We start from the raw sequence: 18197 nt of genomic DNA, 5'->3' as shown, positions 1-18197 counted from the left end.
ACACTTCCCCTTGCCGGGTGTGTAGAGGACTTGCACCTCCAAGTCACCAGCGTGGCCACCACAGCCAAGCTGGTTGCGCTTACGCGCAACGCGCCATGCCTGGCGCACGCACAAAAAAAAGCCCTGATCTTGCGATCAGGGCTTTTTAGTTTGTAAATACTGGACCGCCGTGGCTAGAGATCCATCCCCAACTCATGCTTGACCAGCCCCAGCAGTTTGTCGGTATCGATCGGCTTGAGCAGAAAGTCCACCACGCTCAAGTGCATGGCCTCGATGGCATCCTTCACGTCGGCGTCTCCCGACACGATGATGATCGGCAGCGCTGCCCGTTCGGACTCGCGCACCAGGCGCACCAGTTCCAGGCCATCGACATTGCCCATGCGCAGATCGGTGATCAGCAGGCCGATCGACGGCTTGGTTTCCAGCATCTTGAGCGCCGTTTCGCCGCTGGCGGCGGTCATGCAGTGAATCCCGTCCAATGCCAGGATCTCCGACAGCAACTCGCGGGCGTCCTTGTCATCGTCGACAATCAAGACTCGCTGCGGCGGCAGGTCGGGTTCCAGCATGACGGCACTCAGCGCCTCGCGCTCGGCGTCACTCAAAATATCGTGGTCGGACATGGTGCTCTCTACGTTCTTGAATCGATCCCCTGGCACAGTGGTCAGACATCGTTCTGCGGCGCTTCAATGTGCACTTCGTCGGATTTTTTTCCAAGAGCATTCCAGGAAGAATTTTCCGAGGCCGGGCGTAGGTTTTTTCCGTAATTTCGGCCCCGTTGCGGCGACCTAGACTTACGTCCAATGGGCAACCGCACGCTCAGGGGCCGACCATGGGGCACAGATCCGACCACAATAATTCGAAAAAGCTGCGTAATCGTTATGAAAAAAGCGGACGCCTTCATCCAGGCAGGGAAAACCGCGGTGTTGCAAAACATCCAGGGGACGCTGCAGTTTCTTCAGCGCTTCCCACCGTTCAACCAAATGGAAAACGCCCATCTGGCCTATCTGGTGGAGCAATGCCTGTTGCGTTTCTATGCGCCGGGCGAAACCATCATCAAGCCGGCCGACGGTCCGGTGGAACACTTCTATATCGTCAAGCAAGGTCGGGTAGTGGGCGAGCGCCCGCACACGGCCAAGGGCGGCACCGAGACGACCTTTGAAATCACCACCGGCGAATGCTTCCCCCTCGCCGCGCTGCTGGGTGAGCGAGCCACCCGCACCGAGCACCGGGCAGGCGAGGACACCTTCTGCCTGCAACTGAACAAATTGGCCTTCATCAAGCTATTCGCCTTGTCCGGCCCGTTTCGCGACTTTGCCCTGCGCGGCGTCAGCAGCTTGCTCGACCTGGTCAACCAGCAAGTACAGCAAAAATCCGCGCAGACCCTGGGCACGCAATATTCGCTCAATACCCGCCTGGGCGAGCTGGCGATGCGTCATCCAGTCAGTTGCAGTCCCGAAATGCCGCTGCGCGAAGCCGTCAAGCTGATGCACGATCAGCAGGTCGGCAGCATCGTGGTGGTGGACGAGCAGAAAGCGCCTGTGGGGATTTTTACCTTGCGCGACTTGCGGCAGGTCGTGGCCGACGGTACCGGGGACTTTTCCGAGTCGATTGGAATGCACATGACCCAGGCACCGTTCTTCCTGTCACCGGACCACAGTGCCTTCGACGCGGCCATCGCCATGACCGAGCGCCATATTGCGCACGTCTGCCTGGTCAAGGACCAGCGCTTATGCGGCGTGGTGTCGGAACGCGACCTCTTTTCCCTGCAGCGGGTCGACCTGGTGCATCTGGCCCGGACGATTCGCAACGCCCCGAGGGTGGAAAACCTGGTGACCCTGCGCGGCGAGATCGGTCAACTGGTGGAGCGCATGTTGGCTCATGGCGCGTCGTCGACCCAGATCACCCACATCATCACCTTGCTCAACGACCACACCGTCTGCCGGGTCATCGAACTGACCCTGGCCGAAAAGGGCGACCCGGGCGTGCCGTTCAGTTGGCTGTGTTTCGGCAGCGAAGGCCGGCGCGAACAAACGCTGCACACCGACCAGGACAACGGCATCCTCTTTGAAGCCCAGGACGCGGCCCATGCGGCGCAGATCCGCGGACTGCTGCTGCCCATCGCTCAACAGATCAACCAGAGCCTGGCCTTGTGCGGCTTCACCTTGTGCAAAGGCAACATCATGGCCGGCAATCCTGAGCTGTGCCTGTCCCGCGCCGAATGGGCGCGACGCTTTGCTGCCTTTATCCGCGAAGCAACGCCTGAGAATCTGCTGGGCTCAAGCATCTATTTCGATTTGCGCGTGGTTTGGGGCGACGAACAAGGCTGCGAGCAGTTGCGCCAGCAGATCCTCGATCAGGTGGCCGACAACCGCTTGTTCCAGCGCATGATGGCCGAAAACGCCCTGCGCCATCGTCCCCCCGTCGGACGCTTCAGGGATTTTGTGCTCAGCCGCAAGAACGGCGAAAAAGCCACCCTCGACTTGAAAGTTCAAGGCCTGACCCCTTTTGTCGACGGTGCAAGGTTGCTGGCACTGGCCAATGGTATCGAGGCCAACAACACCCTGGAGCGCTTGCGGCAACTGGTCGTCAAGGAAGTGATCGAGCCGCTCGACGGCGCTGCCTATGAAGAGGCTTATCACTTCATCCAACAGACGCGCATGCAACAGCACCAGTTGCAAACCCGGGAAAACCAGCCCTACTCCAACCGGGTCGATCCTGACAGCCTCAATCATCTGGACCGGCGCATCCTGCGCGAATCCCTGCGCCAGGCTCAACGCCTGCAAAGCAGCCTGACGCTGAGGTATCAGCTGTGAACCTGTTTTCCTGGTTGCGCCCGGTCCAACCGACGTTGTCGGAGACCTTGCAACAGCGCCTCAGGGAGTTATCCACGCCCACTCAACTGACTGAACGCAGCCTGCGGGAACAGCGGTGGGTGGTAGTCGATCTGGAAACCACCGGCCTTAACCTGAGCAAGGATCAGGTACTCTCCATCGGCGCCGTGGTCATAGAAGACGGCGCCATCGATTTCAGCCAGCAATTCGAGCGGACCTTGCAATGCGACAAGCAGAAGCTCGGGCCGAGCGTGCTGATTCATGGCCTGGCGCCGAGTGCCATCGCCGCTGGCAGCGACCCGGCCGAAGCCCTGCTGGCTTTCATGGAATTCGTTGGCGACAGTCCGCTGCTGGCGTTCCACGCGCCTTTTGATTGCCACATGCTCGGGCGCGCGCTGAAAGACTACCTGGGCTATCGCTTGCAGCAGCCCTTTCTCGACGTAGCAGACATGGCCCCGATGCTTTGCCCTCAGGCGCACATCCGCCAAGGGGGACTGGATGAGTGGATCGACTGGTTCAAACTGCAAATCTTTGACCGTCACAACGCCAGCGCCGACGCCTTGGCCACTGCGGAGCTGGCCCTGATCCTGTTCAGTCGCGCCCGCCAGCAAGCGATCCACAGCCCACTCGAGCTGCAACAACGCCTCGGACAATGGAAACGGCGGCAGCAGGCGCCCTCGCTTTAATCTCCAGCCCTGAATAATAGGTTTCTCTCGGGAGTGGCATATCGCTACAACTCCCGACCAACGCCAATTGCTTTCCTTCCCCCGCCTCTGCCACAATCGCGAACAATTCTCGTTACTTAATACGTCGGTGAATGTTCCGTGTCGTCAGTTCCCAGTTCCCACAGTGATTTGGTTGGTGCGTTGTACCGTGACCATCGCGGCTGGTTACTGGCATGGCTTCGACGCAACGTGGCCTGCCCGCAGCGCGCCGAGGACTTGAGCCAGGACACCTTCGTGCGCCTGCTGGGCCGTGGCGAGCTGACGGCACCGCGCGAGCCCCGGGCTTTTCTGGTCGCGATCGCCAAGGGCCTGCTGTTTGATTACTTCCGTCGGGCGGCGCTGGAGCAGGCGTACCTGACCGAACTGATGCTGATTCCCGAGGCCGAGCACCCGTCGGTGGAAGAACAGCAACTGATCCTCGAAGACCTCAAGCAGATCGATCGCCTGCTCGGCAAACTGTCCAGTAAAGCCCGCGCAGCCTTCCTCTATAACCGCATCGACGGCCTCAGCCACGCCGAAATCGCCGAGCGCCTGGGGGTTTCGGTGCCACGGGTACGCCAATACCTGGCCCAAGGCCTGAAGCAGTGCTACATCGCCCTTTATGGTGAGCCGACATGAACACGGCCCATGGCAAACCGGTCTCCGCGCGGGTGCTGGACGCAGCCATCGCCTGGCAGTTGTCCCTGGATTCAGGCGGCGGCAGTCCTCAGGAGCGGGAGGCGTTCGCCCAATGGCACGCGGCCGATGAGGAACATGCCCGCGCCTGGCAACAGCTGGGCATGCTCGACCAGCGTTTCAACATCGCCAGTGGTCCAGCGCGGGCCGCGCTGCTGCAATCGAAGGCGAGCATCCGGCGCCGGGTGCGCAAGGTTGGCAGCGGCCTGGCCAGCATCGTCGCGGTCATCGGGCTGGCGCTGTTCGCCGGCGATCGTTATTTGCCGCTGGATTATTGGCTGGCCGACCAGCGCACCGCCACCGGTGAGCAACGTACGTTGCGCCTGGTGGACGGCACGCTGATCAACCTCAACACCCACAGTGCATTGGATGTGCGTTTCGACGACAAGCAGCGGCGCATCGTCCTGCAGGAAGGCGAAATCCTCGTGGAAACCGGTCACAACGATCCGCGTCCATTCATCGTCGAGACTCGCGAGGGCAGCATGCGCGCGTTGGGCACGCGTTTTTTGGTCAAGCTCGAAGACCAGGGCACCCGCCTGAGCGTATTGAAGTCCGCCGTGGCGGCGCATCCGCAGAGCGCCCAGGAAGAACAGATCCTGTACGAAGGCCAACAGGTGCTGATGCTCAAGGACGGCCTGGAGCCAACAGTGGCCCTGAACCCCGGCGCCGACGCCTGGACACGCGGCATGCTGGTGGTGGACAACGCCCGCCTCGAAGACCTGGTCCATGAGCTGGGTCGTTATCGACGCGGCTATCTGGGCGTTGAACCGCAAGTGGCGGACCTGCGCATCACCGGCAGCTTCCCGCTGCATGACACCGATCTGGCGCTGACCGCTTTGCTACCGACATTGCCGGTGCAGGTCGAGCATCACACCCGCTGGTGGGTCGTGGTGGGGCCGCGAGCCGAAGCCAAGCCTTGAAGTGAGAGGTTGATCCCCCTCAGGGCCTGTCTTCGCGACGGCCACGCCGACCCGTGCAATCTTAATCTAAATAATTTTCATCCAGCCCTATCACTTTTCGATTTTCATCCGGCACATAGGCAACTGAGAAATATTTCCATTCAGGAGCCGCCGTATGTCCCGCCCGTTTGAGACCCTGTTGCGCCCCAGCCTGTTGGCTATCGCCATCGCCCTGGCCAGCCCGTTGGCCAGCGGCCCGTTGCTGGCCGCCGAACAGGCCTCCGGCGTTCGCGCCTACAACCTGCCCGCCGCGCCGCTGGCCAGCACCCTGAACCAGATCGCCAGCCAGGCCGGTCTCGCCCTGAGCCTGAACCCGTCCCTGGCGTCGGGCAAAACTTCGGCACCGGTCCAAGGCCAGTTCGACGCCACCGGCGCGCTGCGTCAGGCCTTGCGTGGCACCGGTCTGCAATTGGAGCAAAGCAGCGCCGGCACCTACAGCCTGGTGGCCGTGCCCGAAGGCGTGATGGTGCTGCCGGAAACCAGCGTGATCGGCGCCGGCGTCAGCGAAACCGCGTGGGGACCGACCGAAGGTTACGTCGCCACCCGAACGGCGGCGGGCACGAAGACTGATACGCCGATTGTCGAGCTGCCGCGCTCGGTTTCGGTGGTCACGCGCCAGCAAATGGACGAGCGCTCCGTGCTCAACCTCAACGACGCCCTGCGCTATACCGCCGGCGTGCAAAGCAGCGGCTATGGTTCGGATTCGCGCAACGACTGGCTGCTGGTGCGCGGCTTCGTGCCAACCCAGTTCCTCGATGGCCTACCGCTGCCCAAGGGCAACTACATCACGACGAAAATCGAGCCCTGGAACCTTGAGCGCATCGCTGTGTTGCGCGGGCCGGCCTCTTCGGTCTACGGCCAGACGCCACCTGGCGGCATGCTCGATATGGTCAGCCGTCGCCCACAAGCCGAAAGCAGCAACGAAGTCCAATTGCAGGCTGGAAGCTACGAACACAAGCAGATCAACTTCGACAGCACCGGCAAGGTCGATGACGAAGGCCAGTTCCTGTATCGACTCAGCGGCACAGTGCGCGACAGCAATTCCCAGGTCGACCACATCCCGGACAAGCGCTACAACATCGCCCCGAGCCTGACCTGGAACATCAACGACGACACACGCCTGACCTTCTTGTCGCAATACACCCGCGACGACACCGGCATCACCGGTCAATTCCTGCCACTGCAAGGCACCAAACTGGCTTCACCGGCGGGCAAGATTTCCCATCACAAGAACTTGGGCGATCCGGATTGGGAATTCTACGACCGCACCTACTACGCGCTGGGCTACAACTTTGAGCATCGCTTGAACGACACTTGGCAGTTCCGTCAGAACCTGCGCTATACCAAGAGCGATCTGGAGTTCCAGGGTATCTCCGCCGGTGGAGCTTTCTCCCCAGATGGCCCGGACGAATCGGTGAGCGCCGATGGCACCGTCAAACGCAGCGCCAGTATTGTTGATGAAGATATCAGCCAATACGCCGTGGATAACAACTTCCAGGCCGATTTCCAGACCGCAGCCTTGAGCCATACGCTGCTGCTGGGCCTGGACCACCAGCGCTCCAATAGCAACGCTCGCTGGCGATGGGGGTCTGGTGGTGTCCCGACCAGCAACGTCAACAACCCGACTTACGGACAGGATTTCTCCAACGTCCAGTATTTCGACATGTACCACTACAACCAAAAAACTCACCAGACTGGCCTGTACCTCCAGGACCAGATCGCTCTGGACAACTGGCGCCTGACCCTCGGTGGTCGTGAAGACTGGATTCACACCAGCACTGTATTCCACAACCAGAACGACGCGACCAACACCCAGCGCGACAAGAAATTCAGCGGCAACGCGGCGCTGAGCTACGTCTTCGATAACGGGGTGACGCCGTACATTTCCTTCGCACAGTCGTTCCAGGCTGTGGCGGGTTCAGCCGTCAACAGCACTGACTCGTTCAAACCAACCGAAGGCGAACAGTACGAAGTCGGTATCAAATACCAGCCACCGGGCACCAAGACCCTGTTGACCGCCGCAGTGTTTGACCTGACCCAGCAGAACAACTCCGTCACCGAAAACAACATCACTCGCCAAGTGGGCGAGGTCCGCGTACGCGGCCTCGAACTGGAAGCCTCCGGCGACGTCACCGACAACCTGAAGCTGATCGGCTCCTATACCTACAACGACAGCGAGATCACCAAAGGCACTGCGGCTGAAGAAGGCAAGCGCATGGCCCAGGTGCCGCGCAACCAGGCCACCGCGTGGGCCGACTACACCTGGCACAACGGCCCGCTGGACGGTTTCGGTGTCGGTGCTGGCGTACGTTATGTCGGCGACACCTATGGCAACACCACCAACACTGACTGGGGCCATGTCGGTTCCTACACCGTCTATGACGCCTCGGCCCACTACGACCTGGGTCGTTTGAACAACACCCTCAAGGGCGTCACCGTGGCGGTGGATGCCAAGAACATTTTCAACAAGGAATATTTGTCCACCTGTGATGGCTTCTACTGCTACTACGGCGACCAACGCAACGTCGTCGCGAGCGTGAATTACAAATGGTAAACGGTTAGCATTTGCGCAAACCTTCAGAGGGTCATGCACCAGCATGACCCTTTTGCATTCGGATCGATCATGAAAAGCAAAACCATTCGCCGCTGGTCCTTTGTCCACACCTGGAGCAGCCTGATTTGCACGGTGTTCCTGCTGATGCTGGCGATCACCGGACTGCCGTTGATTTTCCATCATGAAATCGAGCACCTGCTGGGTGACGCGCCAGAGCTGCGGGAAATGCCAGCGGGCACGCCGCCATTGGATCTTGCGCAACTGGTGGAAAAAGCCAAGGCTCATCGTCCGGGTGAAGTGGTCCAGTATTTTGGCTGGGACGAAGACGAGCCCAATGGTGTCATCACCATCATGGCGCCGACGCCGGGCACCGAACCCAACTCCTCCCACACGTTCATGCTCGACGCGCGCACTGGCGAAGCCCTGGAGATGCCCTCGGCGAACGGCGGTTTCATGATGGTCATGCTGCGCCTGCACGTGGACATGTTCGCCGGGCTGCCGGGCAAGTTGTTGCTGGCATTCATGGGTTTTCTGTTCGTGATCGCCATCATCTCCGGGGTGGTGTTGTACCTGCCGTTCATGCGGCGGTTGAAGTTCGCCACGGTGCGCCAGGACAAATCCACGCGCCTGCGCTGGCTGGACCTGCACAACCTGATCGGCGTGGTCACGCTGGTCTGGGCACTGACCGTCGGCGTGACCGGCGTGATCGCCGCCTGCGCCGATTTGATCATCGCCGCGTGGCGCAACGACAGCCTCAGCGCCATGGTCGAACCCTATCGCAACGCCCCACCGCTGACACAATTGGCCCCAGCCACCCGATTGCTGGACATCGCCAAGGGCGTCGCGCCGGGCATGGAGCCGAGTTTCATCGCCTTCCCCGGCACGCTGTTTTCCAGCGAGCATCATTACAGCGTCTTCATGAAAGGCGACACCCACCTGACCTCGCATCTGCTGACGCCCGTGTTGATCGATGCGACCACCCTGGACGTCACCGCCGTGGCCGAGCGGCCGTGGTACATGGACGTGATGAGCCTGTCCCTGCCATTGCATTTCGGCGACTACGGCGGCCGGCCGATGCAGATTTTCTGGGCAACCCTGGATGTGCTGACGATTATCGTCCTGGGCAGTGGCGTTTATCTGTGGCTGGTACGGCGTAAAGCCGCCAAGCGCGCAACCGTCGGTGCGGAGGTTGCCCCGTGAAGCCTCGGCAGTCGAGTTTCTGGAAGGTGTTTGGTATCCCGGTGGTGATCGGCGCGCTTAGCGCGGCGGGACTGTTTTCAGCGCTGCTGGGCGATGGGGCGTGGGATGCGATGAGCTGGGTTGGATTGGGAATCCCAACCGTTCTAGGGACTTGGGGGTTAATTAAACGAGGATGACTCGCCGAGCACAGCGGGACTCAACTGGCCGCTCGCCAGCCGCTGCGTAACTGTCTAGGCTACGCCTAGCCCGTCAACCGAGGATGTTTGCATGTCCACCCCCAGCATGACCCTGTTCCACAACCCTGCTTCGCCCTTCGTCCGCAAGGTCCAGGTATTGCTGCATGAAACCGGCCAGCAGGACCGCGTGGCCTTGCAGCTCAGCCAACTCTCGCCGGTCAAGCCAGACCGAGCGCTGATCGGCGACAATCCGCTGAGCAAGATCCCTGCCCTGCGCTTGGCCAATGGCAGCGTAATCCACGACAGCCGCGTCATCCTCGACTACCTCGACCACCAGCACGTCGGCAACCCTTTGATTCCCCGGGATGGCGCGGCCCGCTGGCGGCGCCTGACCCTGGCATCGCTGGCCGACGGGATCATGGATGCGGCCGTGATGATCCGTTACGAAACCGCGCTACGCCCGGCGGAAAAACACTGGGACGAATGGCTCGACGCGCAACGCGACAAGATTCGCCGCGCCTTGGCCACGCTTGAAGCCGAGGCGATTGCCGAGCTGGCCAGCCATTTCGACGTTGCTTCCATCAGCGTGGCGTGCGCCTTGGGTTACCTGGACCTGCGCCACCAGGACCTGGAGTGGCGCAAGGCCAATCCTCAGCTGGCGCAGTGGTTTGCCGAAGTCAGTTTGCGGCCGTCGATGATCGAAACGGTGCCCAAGGTTTAAATCTGCCTTGGCTGTATAGGCCTCCTCGCGAACAAGCCCCTTCCCACATGTTTTGCGTGTTCGTTGTGGGAGCGGGATTGCTCGTGAACCGGCCAACACGGTTGAGCCGCAAACAACCCGGCAATCTGCATCACCAACGCTTCCCGCACCCGCTGATCGTCCCGCAACCCCAGCGACCGGCTCATTTCACCTCCCCCAGATCGAAGCTCATCGCAGCTGCTGGCTTCGCCCCGACCCCGTACCAGTCCAGCTTGCGCGTCAGCACCATGAACACCCCGAGCAGGCTGAACAGCAGCAGCGAGCCCATCAACAGCGCATAGTCCTCAGCGCTCAACAGCCCGTAGAGCAAACCGTACAACCCCGCCAGGCCCGCCGAAAAACCCAGGCCGTGACTCACGCTGCGCAACACATGGCAGACATAGAACCCGATCAGCACCACGCAAGCACTGGCCGATACCAGGTACGCCAAGGTGAAGCCGATGTGTTCCGACAGCGATAACAGCAGTAGATAGAAGAATGCCAGCGCCACACCGACCAACGCGTACTGAACCGGATGCACCGCCAGGCTCTTGAGCACTTCGAAGAGGAAGAACCCGGCGAAGGTCAGCGCGATGAATAGCAGCGCATATTTGATCGCCCGATCGCTTTTCAGATACTGATCCACCGGGTCGACGAAACTCACGCCAAAGGCCCGGCTGCGGAACGCTTCACAGCCATCGCTTGGCTCACAGGCTTGCAGGGTTTCCAGGAGATTGGTGGAAAAAAACGAAGTCTGCCAGTCAGCGCTGAAACCCTGCTCATTGATTTCGCGTTTGACCGGCAAATAGTTGCCGATGAAGCTGGGGTGCGGCCAATCGGCGGCCAGGTGCACTTTGGTGGACTTGCCCACCGGCAGGATCTGCAGCTCGCCGGTGCCTTGCAGCCGCAGGTCGAAACCGAACGTCAACTCAGGACTGCCCTGGGCGGTGATCATCGGCAGCGGCACGTGGACGCCCTGCCCCAGCCAGCCGAGCCGCGAGCCGGGCAGGAAGTCGACCGTCTGCTGGTTCAGCGTCAAGGTCAGGGCATTCTCGATGCCGCGGATGTCGCTGATACCGACACTGAGGTACGGCTCGTCAAAACGGTAATCGGCAAAATCCTTCGGGGCGATGCCATAGCGTTCCGGCACTTTGAAGCGCCCATCGATCCGATTGTCGGCGTGGAACAATCGTGCTTCGTAGATCCCCCGGGCCCGGGTTTCGGTACGGATCTGCCCGTCGAGCTCGAATTGCTCCGGCAGAAAATACATCTCACCGGTTTGCTCGACGGTTTCCAGGAACCGCACGCCGGTCTTCTCATTGGTGTTCCAGACTTTCACGTCCTTGCGAAACGGCACCACGATCATCGGCCCGATCAACTGCTGGCTATGACTGGAGCTGCGGGCAATATCCTGCAACACCCCATCACGCAACTCTTGGCGCTCGTCAATCAGGCCGTTGATCATCAACAGCGGGATCATCAGCAAAAGAATCAATAGGGCGATCATGCCCAGTTTTATGGCGAGACTGCGGTTCATGTGGGGCTCTCCCTGGTCGAATGGAGAGAGTCTGGCGAGGCCGTGTGAGTGCTTTATGAGTGGAATGTGGAGATTGTGTGGAGACTGCATTCACCTGATCAACGTGAAACCTGTGGGTTCAGGGCAAACGGAGCACCACCTCGACTCCGCCCTCGACATTGCCAATGGTGAATTCGCCACCGTGCAACTGCACCACTTCCTCGACGAAGTTCAAACCCAGCCCTGTGCTCTTGCGACCGGTGCCGGGGCGCGGCAGGGAATAGAACCGCTCGCTCAGGCGCGGCAGCGCGTAGTCGGGAATCGGCTCGGCCTGATTGAATAACCGGAGCTCGACGCGCTTGCCGAGGCGCTCGGCGCTGATGCGCAACAGCCCTTCGACCGGTGTGAAGTCCAAGGCATTTTCCAGCAGGTTGCCCAAGGCCTGACGCAACAAGAACGCTTCTCCAGTCAGCGCCAGGTCGGCGGCTATGTGCCGTTCTATGCGCAACTGACGGTTTTCGATCCAGCCGCCACGGGCTTCGAGCAGCTCATCCACCAGCGCCGCCAACGGCACTTCGACGATGTCTTCAAGCCCTTGGCGCTGTTCGACCTGGGCCAAGTTCAGCAGGCGTTCGATCAATTGCTGCATGCGCACGCTTTCGCTGTCGATATTGCTGACAAAACGTTGGTGCTGGGCAGCGGGCATGTCGCTCTGGAGCAGCTCGGCGGCACCGCGAATCGCGGCCAGCGGGCTCTTGAGTTCGTGGGTCAGGGTGTGCACATAACGCTCGACGTAGGCCTTGCCTTCGAGTTGGGTGCGCATGTGCTCAACGGCGCCCGCCAGTTGCTCGAACTCACCGCCGCGATAATGCGGCACCTCCACCCGACGTCCTTGGCTGACCGCCTGGGCGTAGCTCGTCAAACGCCGCAGTGCCGCGCTGAGCCACCATGACAACGCCGCGCCCAGCAACAAGCCCAGGCCTATCAGCCCGGCGCCATAGAGCAGCAGACGCCGCTCCGTGCGATCGATATAAGGTTGCAGCGAACTGTTAGGCTTGGCGACGGTGACCACGCCGATGATCCGGCCGTTGTCACGGATCGGTGCCCCGACGTGCATCACCGAGGACGCTGGATCATCCGGATCACTGCGCGTCGAACGGGCGCCGTAGTGGCCGCGAAGGGTCAGGTAGACGTCATTCCAGCGTGAATAATCCTGGCCCACCGCCACGCCGCTTGAGTCGAGCACCACAATACCGTTGGCATCGGTGACGTAGATGCGATGGCTGACCTGGTTTTTTGGCAGCCCCCAGATCGTCGCCGCTGGCTGGCGCTCACCGTAGGATCTGAGCAATTGCGGCCAGCGATTCTGGCTGAGCGTCCCGGCCTTGAAGTCATCCCGCAGGATCTCGGCCATCAGGTTGGCCGTGTCCACCAGCGTCTCTTCGGTGGACTGGCGCACGCCGGGGCGGATTTCCTCCATCACCGTGTTGAGTACGAAATAACCGGCCAAGCCGATAAACAGCACGTAGGCGAGGAAGATCCGAACGCCCAGCGGCATCAGCTGTGCCCCGGGCTGTAGCTGTAACCCAGGCCTCGATGGGTCTGGATCGGTTCGGCCTCGGTCCTGACCAGCCGCAACTTGGCGCGCAGGCTCTTGATGTGGCTGTCGATACTGCGTTCATACCCGGCATCGCTGGGCACGCCCAGGGCATCAAGCAACTGTTCACGACTGAAGACCCGTTCGGGTTGCTCCAACAGGCAGTGCAACAGGCGAAACTCATGGCGGGTGAGGTTCAACGGTTTGCCGCGATAGCTGATTTGCACGCGATCGTTGTCCACCTGGAACAATGCCGAACCCGTTTCCACGACGGGCCTTGGCGCCACTCGCTTGAGAATGGCGCGGACCCTGGCGGCCACTTCCCGAGGGCTGAAGGGCTTGACCACATAATCATCGGCACCGATCTCCAGGCCCACCACCCGGTCGATCTCCCCATCCCGAGCCGTAAGAAAAATTACCGGAACGTCGCTGAAACGTCTGAGATTCTTACACGTCTCGAAACCGCTGATATCCGGCAGGCCCACGTCGAGAATAATCAGGTCCGCCGGGGTATTTTTCTGGTGCTCCAGGGCCGCTGCGCCAAGGCTCAACCAAGTGGTGTCGAAGCCCTCGCCCTGCAGGGCAAACACCAGCGTATCGGCAATAGCAGCTTCGTCTTCGACAATCAGAATATGAGGCATGGCGTCCGAGCCCGACAGTAAAGTTGCCGGAACGGTGCCCCAAGCCTCGAAGCACGTCAATCGGGGAAATCAACAGTCCGGTTTATCCGCAGTAAACCGCCGCGCCGGGTTAATCGCAGCGTCAAACTCGCGCAAGGCCTTGGCACCGATCAATAACGGGTAGTTGAAGCTGCTGCGGTCGGTCAAATTGACCTCGACGGTGCGCTTGACGTTACCCAGGCACATTTCCAGTTCCACTACCGGACGTTTGCTGGGTGCGATTTTTTCATCGTCGTCCTCGTCCTCTTCGGAACGGGTCTTGATCTTGCTGATGCGCGCGACCTTGTGCTCGTAGATTTTGTTGCTCGCGTCCTTGGTCGCCAGGCGAAACCGCACCCAGTCATCGCCATCCCGGGTAAATGTCTCGATGTCCTTGGCCGACAGCGAGGCGGTCAACGCACCGGTGTCCATCTTGGCCTTGAGCACTTCGCCGCCGATTTCCGGTAGCGCGATGTATTCGTAGCGCCCGTACAGGGTGGGCTCGGCGGCGAGCACGGGAAGGGCCACCAGGGAAAGCAGGGCTAGCATGGATTTCATGTAAGAGCTTCCGTTGTGGGAGTGGGATTTTAGACCGTGGCCGACGAATTCGTTCGGTTAAAGCTGTGGCGAGGGGGCTCGCTTCCTCGCCATAAAGACTGGCCCAGTCTAGCCAGGCCGAAGTGAAACATTCGTCAATAACTGAATTGGCCTGCCACGCGAAGCTGCTTATCATGGCCCGCCCACCCGTTTGCAAGAGTCATGTATGCGCCGCCTGCTCACCGGCTGTTTCGTCACCCTGTTGTTATTGCTCAACACCCTGGTGCTATTTGGGCCGCTCATGGTGTTTGCATTGCTCAAGCTGATCCTGCCCGGACGCTTTCGCGACTATGCGTCGTGGGCGGTGATGTGGATCGCCGAGACCTGGGCCGAAATCGACAAGCTGATCTTTGCCCTGTGCATTCCCACTCAATGGGACATCCGCGGCGGTGGAGGCTTGCGCGGCGACACTTCTTACCTGGTGATCAGCAATCACCAGTCGTGGGTGGACATTCCTGCCCTGGTCCAGGCCCTCAACCGACGCACGCCGTTCTTCAAGTTCTTCCTGAAAAAGGAGCTGATCTGGGTGCCGTTCCTGGGACTGGCCTGGTGGGCGTTGGATTACCCGTTCATGAAGCGCTACACCAAGGCGTTCCTGGCAAAGAACCCGGAGATGGCCGGCAAAGACCTGGAAATCACCCGGCAAGCCTGTGAGCTGTTCAAGCGCCAACCGGTCACCGTGGTCAACTACCTCGAAGGCACCCGCTTCACGGCTGCCAAAAGCCAACAGCAACAGTCGCCCTTCGCCCACCTGCTCAAGCCCAAGGCCGGCGGTGTGGCGTTCGTGCTAGCGGCAATGGGCGAACAACTGGACGCGGTGCTGGACGTGACGGTGGTGTATCCGCAACAGCGGATACCTGGGTTTTGGGATTTGATCAGCGGCGCCGTGCCAAAGGTCATCATCGACATCCAGACCCGCGAGCTGGATCCTGCGCTGTGGCAGGGCGACTACGAAAACGACCCGGTGTTTCGCCAGTTCGTCCAGCAATGGGTCAACCAACTCTGGGCCGAAAAGGACCGGCGCATCGCCGCGTTGCGCAACGCGCACAACTGATCAGATACCGGCGCCAGTGCCCCAGATACCGCCGAGGTTTTGCAGCAGCGAACTGGCCACACCCTGTTGGCCGAGGTATTGCAGGATGATCGGGGCAAATTGGCCAATCATGCCGCTGTCCATGCCCAGCGCGCTGAAGGCATTGTTCAGGTCGCCGGTGTCCTTGACGTTACCCAGCAGGCCGTCGAGCAAGGCGCTCTTGTCCGATCCGCCGCCGAGCAACCCGCCCAGGCCGTTGAGCCCGCCGATGGCGCTGTTGCCGGCGATCTGATCCAGGCCCGGCACGCTCTTGCTCAGTTCGGAGAACTGCGGCTCGCTGAGCCGATTCTTTGCCAGCCCCAACATCGCCCCGGCGCCGCCCACGGCCTGTTCCGGTGTGATCTTCAGCTCCGAGCCCAAGGTGTTAAGCAAGCCGGCGGCTTTCGGCGCAGCGGCCACGGCACCCTCCTGCTCGTCGCCTTGCATGGCGGACAAGACGTTGGCCGCGTCACCCAGGTTGAACTGCGCGAACGCCGGGCTGGCTGCCAATGACAGCAGGCAGGACAGTACAAAACCGCTCGAAACTTTCATCCGACATCCTCGATCACCGCGAAAAAGCCGCTTCACAAGAAGCGGCGCAAAAGCACGGCGTTGGACTGAGGCAAATAGCGATTGTTCCGTCGTGGCGCTTATATCTATTCCCACATCAAGTTCAGAATCGCCCTACAGCTATATCTGAAACTTCAGCCTTCCCATTTAATCTTCGGCCCCATAACAGCGCACCCATAAATATCCCCACATAATTCAGAATTGACATAAAGGACTGTCAACTCTGACAGTGGTGCGGCCCGGACAGACCTGTAAATATCGAGCATGACCGAGCCAGGAGGCGCGTAGATGTTAAATAAATGGGCGCTGAGCGCAGGATTGTCAGTTGCGATGATCGGCCAAGTCTACGCTGGTCAAATAACGTGTCCTGCCGTCGCCGATATACAACGCAATATTGAGGCATTAGAAGATGTCTTTTTTGTCGATGAACCGAGTGACCTCGACTGGCAAAGCCAAAGCCTGGTGAACGCAGTCAACCCTGCTTTATTGGTATTCAACGGAGCCGAATACGTCATCCATGAAGATGACGATCAACAACTCACCACCCCGACTACCTTTACCTGCAAATACGGCGAGATAAATTTAATCCTGAAGGATATCCAGATGCAGGTTCCGTCATTCTCGCCTTGGGAAAACAACCGCTGTGAAAGCCCGGACGTTCATAACTGCGAGTTAATTAATGCTGATTATTTCCAAGTCAACTTTGAGTAGCGTAACTCATCGAGCGCCCAACCTTTCGCCCCTGCACTTCAAGGCTCCTTTACCGTACAGTGCCGTGTCTCCCAACAGAGTTCGTCCATGAACGTAAAAATCGGCGGAGCCACCCTTGCCGTCATCCTGACAGGCATGCTCATCGTCCTGGGCGTCAACGAATGCCAGCGTGGGCCCTTGAACCCCGAGCTAGCGGACAACCTCAGCGAAGAACGGAAAGTCTGGCTGACCATTGAACACCGCATCAAGCGCTCAGACCCGGCCCTGACCGAAGTGACCCGCGACCAGCAAGCGCTGACCCTGTTTTACCGTCCCGAAGCGCCCACAGAGAATTCCGACCCGTGGGTTGCGCACATGCTGCGCGTGGTCGGCCATGGCCTGGCGGCGCTCAATGGCGCACCTGGGGGCAAGCAATACACGCACGTCACGATCAAGGCGAGACTGCTCGTTGATGACGACGTGGAGCTGGTCTACGACATGTCGGGTTTCGACGCCATCAAGACCCAACAAGGCGGCTACGAAACCTTTGCCGGCATGCCGCGCAGCCTGAATTTCAGTCGCGACGCCCTGGCCCAAGCGCAGGACTATTGCCAAGGCCCCAGCGCCAAAGGTTTCTACCCTGAATTCTGCGAACGGGTCGGGACTGCGACTGCCCAGCAGTAGCCATGGCATGACCGCGGCGCGAGTCATCCGACTATCAACGCGCAACCCGTTATTTCCTCTCGGTATTGCCTACTGTCAACGTTGACAGTAGGCAGCTGTTCATACGGTCTCTAAGCTCAGCCTTGACAAGGAAAACAAGGCCCTGGGCAAGCCACAGTCCCTGTGCCTTTCTTCATTCGGGCAAGCAGGAATAATAAAAATGAACGACCGAAGCAAAGGAACCGTGAAGTGGTTTAACGATGCAAAGGGCTATGGCTTCATCACTTGCGACAAAGGAGGCAAGGAATTGTTCGTTCATTACTCGGCCATCGCCGGCGAGGGTTATAAAACATTGAAACAGAAGCAAACGGTCTTTTTTGAAATCGAAAAGGGCAGCAAAGGCATGCAGGCCATGAGAGTGACGCCGGAATAACCGTCGGTTCGCACAGATCCTTCCCCTGAAGCGTCGCATGAAAACCCGCAGGGCTATTTCCTTTTGGTCTGACCTACTGTCATTTCTGACAGTAGGCGCAAGCATGACGCTCAGCGATCATCATTGCTCCGTTCAACAAGCGAGTACGTGACATGCGCGGTTTAATAGCTGGTTTACTTTCCGTCGCTGGACTCCTGGGCGTTACTCATGCTGCGAACGCAGCAAGCTGTCCCGCCGTAGGGGAAATAGAGTTTCGTTTAATGCCAGAGCCCAATCCTGGCCAACCGGTCTCCGAAGAATACGCTGTGAACGACTCCTCTGGAAAAGTTATCTGGCGGGGCGAGGCCGTGGGCCCTAACTTTTTACAATCGCAGTACCAAATGACGTTAACAACGCCCAACCCTATAGCGAACACCTGTTTATATAATTATCGGGAGGAATATGTGGATGAGGGCCCCCCTCCTCAGCAGGCTTGGAGGAACAAACAGCTGACACTCAATAAACAGCCTTGAGGACAATTCCTGTCAAATAAAAAGGACGA

Annotated in this window: 18 protein-coding genes; 12 read left to right on the top strand and 6 right to left on the bottom strand. The window is 59.8% G+C overall.

Going from position 1 to position 18197, the window contains the following annotated elements:
- Positions 1 to 173: 173 nt before the first annotated feature.
- Positions 174 to 620, bottom strand: coding sequence for a response regulator (locus tag HU762_RS06515; RefSeq protein WP_060740319.1), 447 nt, complete (start codon positions 618 to 620; stop codon positions 174 to 176).
- Positions 621 to 878: 258 nt separating this feature from the next.
- Between HU762_RS06515 and HU762_RS06510 the strand changes: the two genes are divergently transcribed.
- From HU762_RS06510 to HU762_RS06480, 8 genes are all read left to right on the top strand, one after another.
- Positions 879 to 2813 carry a putative nucleotidyltransferase substrate binding domain-containing protein gene (locus HU762_RS06510; RefSeq protein WP_189664341.1) on the top strand — a complete coding sequence of 645 codons (1935 nt, stop codon included), beginning with the start codon at positions 879 to 881 and terminating at the stop codon, positions 2811 to 2813.
- Positions 2810 to 3517: an exonuclease domain-containing protein gene (locus tag HU762_RS06505; RefSeq protein WP_186634393.1), complete on the top strand. Its 708-nt coding sequence runs from the start codon at positions 2810 to 2812 to the stop codon at positions 3515 to 3517. Before HU762_RS06510 ends, HU762_RS06505 begins: the two co-directional genes overlap by 4 nt.
- Before the next feature lie 138 nt (positions 3518 to 3655).
- Positions 3656 to 4174, top strand: coding sequence for an RNA polymerase sigma factor (locus HU762_RS06500; protein WP_186634391.1), 519 nt, complete (start codon positions 3656 to 3658; stop codon positions 4172 to 4174).
- On the top strand, positions 4171 to 5151 hold the full coding sequence (locus tag HU762_RS06495) for a FecR family protein (protein ID WP_186634389.1): 981 nt from the start codon (positions 4171 to 4173) through the stop codon (positions 5149 to 5151). Before HU762_RS06500 ends, HU762_RS06495 begins: the two co-directional genes overlap by 4 nt.
- A gap of 154 nt (positions 5152 to 5305) precedes the next feature.
- Positions 5306 to 7744: a TonB-dependent siderophore receptor gene (locus HU762_RS06490; RefSeq protein ID WP_186634387.1), complete on the top strand. Its 2439-nt coding sequence runs from the start codon at positions 5306 to 5308 to the stop codon at positions 7742 to 7744.
- A gap of 69 nt (positions 7745 to 7813) precedes the next feature.
- The gene (locus HU762_RS06485; RefSeq protein ID WP_186634385.1) at positions 7814 to 8944 is read left to right on the top strand and encodes a PepSY-associated TM helix domain-containing protein; all 1131 of its coding nucleotides are present in this window, start codon (positions 7814 to 7816) and stop codon (positions 8942 to 8944) included.
- On the top strand, positions 8941 to 9120 hold the full coding sequence (locus tag HU762_RS26700) for a hypothetical protein (RefSeq protein WP_346656834.1): 180 nt from the start codon (positions 8941 to 8943) through the stop codon (positions 9118 to 9120). The genes HU762_RS06485 and HU762_RS26700 overlap by 4 nt, the downstream gene beginning before the upstream one ends.
- A 91-nt stretch (positions 9121 to 9211) precedes the next feature.
- The gene (locus HU762_RS06480) at positions 9212 to 9841 is read left to right on the top strand and encodes a glutathione S-transferase (protein ID WP_186634383.1); all 630 of its coding nucleotides are present in this window, start codon (positions 9212 to 9214) and stop codon (positions 9839 to 9841) included.
- A 181-nt stretch (positions 9842 to 10022) separates the two neighbouring features.
- Here HU762_RS06480 and creD read toward each other — a convergent pair whose 3' ends face one another.
- From creD to HU762_RS06460, 4 genes are all read right to left on the bottom strand, one after another.
- Positions 10023 to 11396, bottom strand: a complete 1374-nt coding sequence (gene creD, locus HU762_RS06475; RefSeq protein ID WP_186634382.1) for a cell envelope integrity protein CreD — start codon at positions 11394 to 11396, stop codon at positions 10023 to 10025.
- Between the two features lie 118 nt (positions 11397 to 11514).
- Complete coding sequence (gene creC / locus HU762_RS06470) at positions 11515 to 12933, bottom strand: two-component system sensor histidine kinase CreC (RefSeq protein ID WP_186634380.1); 1419 nt, start codon at positions 12931 to 12933, stop codon at positions 11515 to 11517.
- A complete protein-coding gene (creB, locus tag HU762_RS06465; protein ID WP_186634379.1) occupies positions 12933 to 13613 on the bottom strand; it encodes a two-component system response regulator CreB in 681 nt (226 codons plus the stop codon). The genes creC and creB overlap by 1 nt, the downstream gene beginning before the upstream one ends.
- A gap of 69 nt (positions 13614 to 13682) precedes the next feature.
- The gene (locus HU762_RS06460; protein WP_186634377.1) at positions 13683 to 14189 is read right to left on the bottom strand and encodes an ATP-dependent zinc protease; all 507 of its coding nucleotides are present in this window, start codon (positions 14187 to 14189) and stop codon (positions 13683 to 13685) included.
- A gap of 205 nt (positions 14190 to 14394) precedes the next feature.
- Between HU762_RS06460 and HU762_RS06455 the strand changes: the two genes are divergently transcribed.
- Complete coding sequence (locus tag HU762_RS06455; RefSeq protein WP_186634375.1) at positions 14395 to 15282, top strand: acyltransferase; 888 nt, start codon at positions 14395 to 14397, stop codon at positions 15280 to 15282.
- Here the strand turns inward: HU762_RS06455 and HU762_RS06450 are convergent, their stop codons facing one another.
- Complete coding sequence (locus HU762_RS06450; protein ID WP_186634373.1) at positions 15283 to 15852, bottom strand: DUF2780 domain-containing protein; 570 nt, start codon at positions 15850 to 15852, stop codon at positions 15283 to 15285.
- 306 nt (positions 15853 to 16158) lie between these two features.
- Here HU762_RS06450 and HU762_RS06445 point away from each other — a divergent pair, with 306 nt between their 5' ends.
- The 3 genes from HU762_RS06445 (at position 16159) to HU762_RS06435 (ending at position 17656) form a co-directional block, all read left to right on the top strand.
- The gene (locus HU762_RS06445; protein WP_186634371.1) at positions 16159 to 16581 is read left to right on the top strand and encodes a DUF3757 domain-containing protein; all 423 of its coding nucleotides are present in this window, start codon (positions 16159 to 16161) and stop codon (positions 16579 to 16581) included.
- An 87-nt stretch (positions 16582 to 16668) separates the two neighbouring features.
- Positions 16669 to 17244 carry a hypothetical protein gene (locus HU762_RS06440; RefSeq protein WP_186634369.1) on the top strand — a complete coding sequence of 192 codons (576 nt, stop codon included), beginning with the start codon at positions 16669 to 16671 and terminating at the stop codon, positions 17242 to 17244.
- Positions 17245 to 17443: 199 nt separating this feature from the next.
- Positions 17444 to 17656: a cold shock domain-containing protein gene (locus HU762_RS06435; RefSeq protein WP_186634368.1), complete on the top strand. Its 213-nt coding sequence runs from the start codon at positions 17444 to 17446 to the stop codon at positions 17654 to 17656.
- Positions 17657 to 18197: the final 541 nt, after the last annotated feature.

The organism is Pseudomonas sp. SWRI92 (genome assembly GCF_014268685.1).
GTDB lineage: Bacteria > Pseudomonadota > Gammaproteobacteria > Pseudomonadales > Pseudomonadaceae > Aquipseudomonas > Aquipseudomonas marvdashtae.
The sequence above is the reverse complement of the archived record's forward strand: the minus strand, read 5'-3'. Positions and strand labels throughout refer to the sequence as shown.

What these genes read in the sequence shown, in the direction of transcription:
- HU762_RS06515 (WP_060740319.1), bottom strand. Translation starts at nt 620, where the DNA reads ATGTCCGACCACGATATTTTGAGTGACGCCGAGCGCGAGGCGCTGAGT.
- HU762_RS06510 (WP_189664341.1), top strand. Translation starts at nt 879, where the DNA reads ATGAAAAAAGCGGACGCCTTCATCCAGGCAGGGAAAACCGCGGTGTTG.
- HU762_RS06495 (WP_186634389.1), top strand. Translation starts at nt 4,171, where the DNA reads ATGAACACGGCCCATGGCAAACCGGTCTCCGCGCGGGTGCTGGACGCA.
- HU762_RS06490 (WP_186634387.1), top strand. Translation starts at nt 5,306, where the DNA reads ATGTCCCGCCCGTTTGAGACCCTGTTGCGCCCCAGCCTGTTGGCTATC.
- HU762_RS06485 (WP_186634385.1), top strand. Translation starts at nt 7,814, where the DNA reads ATGAAAAGCAAAACCATTCGCCGCTGGTCCTTTGTCCACACCTGGAGC.
- HU762_RS06480 (WP_186634383.1), top strand. Translation starts at nt 9,212, where the DNA reads ATGTCCACCCCCAGCATGACCCTGTTCCACAACCCTGCTTCGCCCTTC.
- creD (WP_186634382.1), bottom strand. Translation starts at nt 11,396, where the DNA reads ATGAACCGCAGTCTCGCCATAAAACTGGGCATGATCGCCCTATTGATT.
- creC (WP_186634380.1), bottom strand. Translation starts at nt 12,933, where the DNA reads ATGCCGCTGGGCGTTCGGATCTTCCTCGCCTACGTGCTGTTTATCGGC.
- creB (WP_186634379.1), bottom strand. Translation starts at nt 13,613, where the DNA reads ATGCCTCATATTCTGATTGTCGAAGACGAAGCTGCTATTGCCGATACG.
- HU762_RS06460 (WP_186634377.1), bottom strand. Translation starts at nt 14,189, where the DNA reads ATGAAATCCATGCTAGCCCTGCTTTCCCTGGTGGCCCTTCCCGTGCTC.
- HU762_RS06455 (WP_186634375.1), top strand. Translation starts at nt 14,395, where the DNA reads ATGCGCCGCCTGCTCACCGGCTGTTTCGTCACCCTGTTGTTATTGCTC.
- HU762_RS06450 (WP_186634373.1), bottom strand. Translation starts at nt 15,852, where the DNA reads ATGAAAGTTTCGAGCGGTTTTGTACTGTCCTGCCTGCTGTCATTGGCA.
- HU762_RS06445 (WP_186634371.1), top strand. Translation starts at nt 16,159, where the DNA reads ATGTTAAATAAATGGGCGCTGAGCGCAGGATTGTCAGTTGCGATGATC.
- HU762_RS06440 (WP_186634369.1), top strand. Translation starts at nt 16,669, where the DNA reads ATGAACGTAAAAATCGGCGGAGCCACCCTTGCCGTCATCCTGACAGGC.
- HU762_RS06435 (WP_186634368.1), top strand. Translation starts at nt 17,444, where the DNA reads ATGAACGACCGAAGCAAAGGAACCGTGAAGTGGTTTAACGATGCAAAG.